Annotated in this window: 5 protein-coding genes and 1 pseudogene; 3 read left to right on the forward strand and 3 right to left on the reverse strand. The window is 54.1% G+C overall.

All coding sequences use genetic code 11. The features are described from left to right. Positions 1–241: pseudogene (locus R3177_RS12155) on the forward strand (short-chain dehydrogenase); the annotation flags it as partial. A gap of 17 nt (positions 242–258) precedes the next feature. Here the strand turns inward: R3177_RS12155 and R3177_RS12160 are convergent. Both R3177_RS12160 and R3177_RS12165 read right to left on the reverse strand, forming a co-directional pair. After that, the gene (locus tag R3177_RS12160) at positions 259–1,935 is read right to left on the reverse strand and encodes an acyl-CoA dehydrogenase family protein (protein ID WP_318971297.1); all 1,677 of its coding nucleotides are present in this window, start codon (positions 1,933–1,935) and stop codon (positions 259–261) included. Positions 1,936–2,064: 129 nt separating this feature from the next. Beyond that, entirely contained in the window at positions 2,065–2,550 is a 486-nt protein-coding gene (locus tag R3177_RS12165; protein ID WP_318971298.1) for a hypothetical protein, read from the reverse strand. A gap of 281 nt (positions 2,551–2,831) precedes the next feature. On the opposite strand from R3177_RS12165, the gene R3177_RS12170 reads away from it, so the two are divergent. Both R3177_RS12170 and R3177_RS12175 read left to right on the forward strand, forming a co-directional pair. Then, positions 2,832–4,157 carry a HAMP domain-containing sensor histidine kinase gene (locus tag R3177_RS12170; RefSeq protein WP_318971299.1) on the forward strand — a complete coding sequence of 442 codons (1,326 nt, stop codon included), beginning with the start codon at positions 2,832–2,834 and terminating at the stop codon, positions 4,155–4,157. Beyond that, positions 4,154–5,497: a sigma-54 dependent transcriptional regulator gene (locus tag R3177_RS12175; RefSeq protein WP_318971300.1), complete on the forward strand. Its 1,344-nt coding sequence runs from the start codon at positions 4,154–4,156 to the stop codon at positions 5,495–5,497. Before R3177_RS12170 ends, R3177_RS12175 begins: the two co-directional genes overlap by 4 nt. Positions 5,498–5,503: 6 nt before the next feature. Here the strand turns inward: R3177_RS12175 and R3177_RS12180 are convergent. Continuing rightward, the coding region (locus R3177_RS12180; RefSeq protein ID WP_318971301.1) for an amidohydrolase family protein at positions 5,504–6,472 on the reverse strand (969 nt) is incomplete at its 5' end.

A 6,472-nucleotide genomic window follows, 5' to 3' on the forward strand; every position in this document is an offset into this window, starting at 1 on the left:
TTACCGGATGGCTAAGGCCGCCTTAAATGCCGGCAGCGTATCACTGGCTAACGATCTGGCGCCGCGCAACATCAGTGTTGGCATTTACCACCCCGGTTATGTGCAGACTGAAATGGTTAGTTACGGCGGCGATATCAGCCCCGATGAAGCCGCCCGGCGTTTAACCGGCCTGATCAGCGAGCTGAGCCGGGCCAATAGCGGCAAGTTTTACCACAGCAATGGCAGTGAATTGCCCTGGTAAACAGAGCAGTGGCCCGGTCAAAGTTTTGGCTGGGCCCGGCTGATAAGCGCCGCACAATCAATACCCGCCGGTAAGGTACCGAAGTTTACACGGCAGCCCGGCGTTAACCGGCTGCTGATATAGGCCTCTGCCAGCCATGGCTCACCGTATTGCAGCAATACGCTTGCCTGCAGCGCTAACGCCATCTGATCGACCACAGTGCGGGCCCGGTATTGCAGGCTGTCCGTATCGCTGAACTGTGGCTTTAATTGCGAAACAAATTTATCGTATAGTGTGTTCTGGCCGCTATTGTGTTCCAGCTCAGCAAAATAAGCAGCCATGACCTCTGGCGTTTTGGTAATGGCTCTCAGTACATCTAAACACTGCACATTGCCAGAGCCCTCCCAGATGGCATTAACCGGCGCTTCCCGATACAACCGCGGCAGTATATTCTCTTCGACATAACCCACCCCACCAATACATTCCATCGCTTCATAACAAAACTGCGGTGCCCGTTTGCATATCCAGTATTTGCCTACTGCCGTGGCCAGGCGCATAAAGTGTTGCTGCTGTGGCTGCTCCGGTAAATCTAGCGCATGAGCCACCCGCATACTGAGCGCCAGCGCCGCTTCACTTTCCAGCACCAGATCAGCCAGCACATTTTGCATCAGCGGTTGCTGCTGCAAGTTTTTACCAAAAGCACTGCGCCCGGCCGTGTGCTGAAGTGCCTGGGCCAGTGCTGCCCGCATCAGTGCTGCTGAGCCGGTCATACAATCAAAGCGGGTCATGGCGACCATCTCAATTATGGTGGCAACACCCCGGCCTTCGTCACCCACCCGCCAGGCAAAAGCACCACGAAATTCCACCTCTGACGAAGCATTAGAACAATTGCCCAGCTTGTCTTTTAATCGTTGAATATAAAACTGGTTTTTACTGCCGTCAGGCCGCCAGCGCGGTAGTAAAAAACAACTTAAACCGGCATCGGTATAAGCCAGGGTTAAAAACGCATCACACATCGGTGCAGAGCAAAACCACTTATGCCCCACCAGTTCATATTCACCACTGGTCGCCAGCGGGTACGCCCGGGTAGTATTGGCCCGGACATCGGAGCCGCCTTGTTTTTCGGTCATCGCCATGCCGATGGTCAGGCCTTTTTTGGCAAAATAAGGAATATTCCGCTCGTCATACTGACTGGCGGTTATTTTCGGCAGCCAGTCTCTGGCAAGTTCAGGAGCATGCGCCAGCGCCGGTACCGCGGCAAATGTCATGGTAAGCGGGCAACCTGTGCCGGCATCAGCCTGCATATGCTGATACACCAGCGCAGCCCGGGCAACATGGGCACCAGGCTGAGGCGCTGTCCAAGGCAGCGCATGCATGCCGGCGGAGATGGCGGCTTGCATCAGCTGATGATAAGCCGGCTGAAAGCGAACCTCATCAATCCGGTTGCCAAAACGGTCATGCGAGTGAAATTCCGGCAGATACCGGTTTGCCAGTATCCCGGCCTCTGCCAGTTCACCGCCACACAGGGCGCCGTAGTCGCGCAGTCTGGCATTGGCGTAGTCACCTTCAAAACGCGCGGTCCAGTACTGCAATGTCAGGTCTGATAAATAGGTATTGTACGGTGTCAGCGCAGCCGGCTGATTAAATACGGTATGGGTTTCCGGCTGTGCTTTATGCTCAGCCAGCGAAAAGGAGCCCGGGGTTTGCTCTGTCATCAACTGCTCCGCACTTACTCTGCTATTGGCTGTTATCAGTGAAGCACGAACTGCTGCCAGGCTCAAGGTTACGTTAGGTTAAAAAGCCGGCCCGGATTAGCGGACCGGCAACGCGGCTCTGGCCGGATCCTAATGTTTACTATCCAGCAGTGCCTGCAGCTGCTGTAACTGCTCCTGGCTTAAATCAGCGCTTTCCAGTAAGCGTTTTATTGCCTCAAATTTATGTTCCTTTGCCTGGGCATGGATCTCAATAATCCGGTGTTCATCGGGTTCGCCATCACCGCGGCGCACCACGATATGCTTAACATTCTCAAATTCATGCCAGTTTACTTTTGGTGGATGAGGCGGCGCGGGGGGCGCCGGCGGCGCTTCTGTTAACAGCTTCTCCAGTTTCTGCCGTTGCTCCGGTGCCAGTTCAGCGCTGAATTGCTGCCACTCGGCACTGTCACGCCAGTTCTCCCCGCTAAAGCGCCACTCTTTCTTTTCACCGTCCTGCATAATTACAATCCGGGTTTCCTGTTCTTTTACCTGCTCCGGCTGCTCTGCCTGTGCCTGCGGCAAAGCACAGCCGGTTAACAGCGTAACCAGTGCTGCAGTCAGTATGCTTATTTTCATAAGGTTGCTCCTTGTGTTTATCAGTTGCCAGATATCTCTGCAGCCATAACAATGAAAGATCAATGCCAATATTTTTATCATTTAAAATCAGATAGCTGGAGAATTCCTCGCTATTATTATCCTGATATCTGCCACCGGACATCCCGATATCGGGATAATTTCAGTTGGCAGCAGACTGGCCATAGCGGTTAACGTGTTGATAGTCGCTGTTGATCGCGATTTTGGCAAACTGGCACAGTGGTTGTAAGCTAAGCTACAAAGTCGGTTATCAGAGCAGTAATATGTCAATTCGCTGGGTACTCAGTCTGGGTATTGTATTTTTATTATTGATTATGGCGCTAAGTCAGATTTGGCTGGTGCGGTTTTTTCAGGGTCAGATTGAGCAGCAAATCAGCAGTAGCAGCAGCGAAATGACCCGGGTTGTGCTGGCACAGACTGCCAGCCAGCTTGAAGCGATTGTTAAACGTCCACCTTCTCCGCCACCGCCGCCCGGTGCCGCGCCCAGACAGCGCCAGGTGCAAATCATTGAGATCGAAAGAGACGGTCAGTTGCTGAATATTGAAGAACTTGCCGAAGCTGGCAGGCACGAGCAATTGGCGGTGGAGCGTATTCTGGCTCAGATAGATGCGGAAAAACTGCACGCCCGGGCCGAGCAGTTACACCAGAGTGGCCGCTTTTGGCATGCCGGGCCATTGATTGCCGAATTTACCCGCTACACGATGTTGCTGATTGCCGCCAGTACCCTGTTGGCCATGCTGGTCGCGCTATGGCTGGGCCACCGGCTTATCCAGCCGCTGCAGCGGCTGGTAGGGGGCTTTAAGCAGTTACAGCAGGGGCAGCTCGGACAGCAGGTCGCGGTCACCGGTTTAGCCGAGTATCGTTATGTCAGCGAGCAATTTAATCAGATGAGCCGCCAGCTGGCAGCCCTGGCTGCACAGGCAGAGCAGCATCAGCAACAACAGCATTTAGCAGAGCTGGGCGAAATCAGCCGCGGTATGGTGCACGCGTTGCGTAATCCTATTCACACCTTAAGCTTATTGCTGGAGCAGGTCGCCAGTAGTGATGATCCGGCTTTGCGCCAGCGCTTAAGTGAACAGGCTGAACAGAAAATGCAGCATATCAACCGCAACCTGACTGCCATGCTAACGCTAAGCTGTGCTGACATAAATCGCAGCCAGCAGGTAGTACTGCAAAATGTGCTGGATGATTTATTGCTGGAATTCAGTAATGATAACTTGAATTTTAAGCTCAGTGGTGACAGCGGAGCCAGTCTGGCCGGTGCCGAAGCCGAACTGCGCAGTATTTTTCATACCCTGTTAGCCAATGCCGCTGAAGCAGTAACAGGCCGCGGTCAGATCAGTATTGATGTGCAAAGCAGCCCGCAACAGATACAGGTGACGATTTGTGACGATGGCCCGGGGATCAGTGCTGATATAGAACCGCGCTTGTTCAGCCCGCATTGCTCCAGTAAAGCTGATGGCGCCGGCATGGGGCTGTATCTCGCCAGCCGGCTGCTGAAACTGTATTATCACGGCACCATTACACTACACAACCGGCCGCAGGGTGGCTGCTGTGCTACGGTCACTTTTGCAGGAGCAGCGCAATGACAGCAACGATACTGCTGGTCGAGGATGATAATGAGCAACGTCAACTACTCGCTAAATTGTTACAGGCCGAACAGTATCAGGTATTCTGCGCGGCCACCGTGCCAGATGCGTTGCTGCTGCTGAAGCAACACCCCCAGATAGAACTGGTATTCAGTGACTGGAAACTGGCGAATGACACCGGTTTAACCATCTTAAATTATGTGCGCAGTAACCTGCCGGAACTGGGTTTTGTGGTCGCCACCGCTTATGGCTCGGTCAGCCATGCGGTTGAAGCAATCCAGGCTGGCGCTGATGACTATTTACCCAAACCGTTTAAGCGCCAGGAACTGCTGCTGGCGGTGAGCAAAGGCTTAGCCGCCAAGCGGCTACGCAGCCAGAACCGCCAGTTAAGCCAGCAGCTGAGTGAGCAACGCCAACTGGTCGATTTAATTGGTAAAGCCCCCTGCATGCAGCAGTTGTTTCAACGCATTAACCGGGTTTCAAACAGCGATGCGACGGTGCTGATCAGTGGCGAAAGCGGTACCGGCAAAGAACTGGCTGCCCGCGCCCTGCATCAATTATCGTCCCGCTGTAAAGGGCCTTTTATCGCCATTAACTGTGGCGCCATTCCTGAGCAACTGGCTGAAGCAGAGCTGTTTGGCGCTGAGAAAGGCGCCTACACCGGTGCCCATCAGGCAAAAGCCGGTAAGTTTGAAGCCGCCGCCGGTGGTACCTTATTTCTGGATGAAGTGGCTGAACTGCCGTTAAGTCTGCAGGCAAAGCTGTTGCGCCTGCTGCAGGAGGGCAAAGTCACCCGGCTGGGCAGTCATCAGGAAATCACGCTGGATGTACGGTTAATTGCCGCCAGCCATCAGGATTTAGCCCAGGCCGTACACGACGGTCGCTTTCGGGAAGACTTATATTACCGGTTAAATGTGGTGCCATTGCATATGCCGGCACTGCGCCAGCGCAGTGAGGATATTCCGCAGTTAATACAGCATTTTCTGAGGATCAGTCAGCAACGCTATCAGCTTTCAGCTCCCGCTTTAACCAAAACCACGCTGAAAAAGTTAATGGATTACCCCTGGCCCGGCAATGTACGCGAACTGGCTAACCGGATAGAGCGCTTCGTTTTACTGGATGATGAGCAGGAACTGCTGGCAGGGTTAACCAGCAGTGGCGCCGCTGCTGGCAAGTTTATGCTGCCGGCAGAGGGGCTGAACTGGCAGCAGCATGAGCAAGACTGTCTGCAGCAGGCACTGAATCGCGCGGGCGGCAATAAAGCCCAGGCGGCCAAGCTGTTGCAACTGCCTTATAAAACCCTGCTGTACCGGTTGGAAAAATACCGGTTAGCCCCGTAAAACGGCTTATTCTAAGACGATGTCATCCAGTTCAAAGCTGAATTCGCCCGCAGGGCCATTCCACAGCAACATGCTAACGGCCTGCGTATTTAAGCCGTTAAATGCGGACAGCGGCAGTTCAACGGTTTGCCAGTCGGCAGTCACAGCAAAACGCTGGCTGACGGGCATAAAGCTGCCAGCTGAAAATGCAGCCAGCCGGTACTCGCCCGGGGTGCCGCGTATGGTAAAACGTACCGTATTAACCGCACTGAGGTTACTGCCCTGCTCGATATTGTCACCGGTTTGCCAGGCGACTCCAGCCCAGGGATAGGCAAAACCAGGCCGGCTGGCACCTGTTACCTGCAGGACCCCATGCTGTACGCTGATGGCGGCTGATGACTTGCCCTGCATCATGCTGTCGCTGCTGGCGCTAAAACTGCCACTACGGGCGCTTAAGTCAGCAGTAAAATCGGCGATCAGCCCGCTGACCACGGCCTTATTTGCCACCGGCAGTGATGGCTGATGCCGCCAGCCATTTTTCCAGATTGCTGCCGGTGCCAGCAAAGTGGTCAGGTCTGTCATCGGGTTATCGTTAAGCAGCAACATGTCGGCTTTGTAGCCCGGCCGCAAATATCCCACCTCGTTAAGAGCAAAGGCTTGTGCCGGCGCAGACGTAGCACTTTGCAGTACCTGCAACAGTGGCACGCCAGCCCGTTGCAACAGCACCATTTCCACGATTAAACTGACACCATGGGCCGTATTGGGGTTGGGTGCATCAGAGCCGGCCAGCAGTAAGATACCGGCATCGGCCATCAGTTTAGTATTGGCATTTAACAGCTGAAAACGGTCTGTGGGGATTGCAGCATGGCTGAAACGCTCCGTTAAACTGTTTATCGCTGCCGGCTTCAGCCAGGCTGGCGGGGCCTGCAGCAACAATTCGTCATTTATTCTGCCCCCGAGCATGCCTTCCATCACGGTGATGGTTGGAATGATAAA

Source organism: Arsukibacterium sp. (genome assembly GCF_033722355.1).
Lineage (GTDB): Bacteria > Pseudomonadota > Gammaproteobacteria > Enterobacterales > Alteromonadaceae > Alishewanella.

Coding starts and splice junctions, on each gene's coding strand:
- R3177_RS12170 (WP_318971299.1), top strand. CDS start 2,832: ATGTCAATTCGCTGGGTACTCAGTCTGGGTATTGTATTTTTATTATTG.
- R3177_RS12160 (WP_318971297.1), bottom strand. CDS start 1,935: ATGACAGAGCAAACCCCGGGCTCCTTTTCGCTGGCTGAGCATAAAGCA.
- R3177_RS12165 (WP_318971298.1), bottom strand. CDS start 2,550: ATGAAAATAAGCATACTGACTGCAGCACTGGTTACGCTGTTAACCGGC.
- R3177_RS12175 (WP_318971300.1), top strand. CDS start 4,154: ATGACAGCAACGATACTGCTGGTCGAGGATGATAATGAGCAACGTCAA.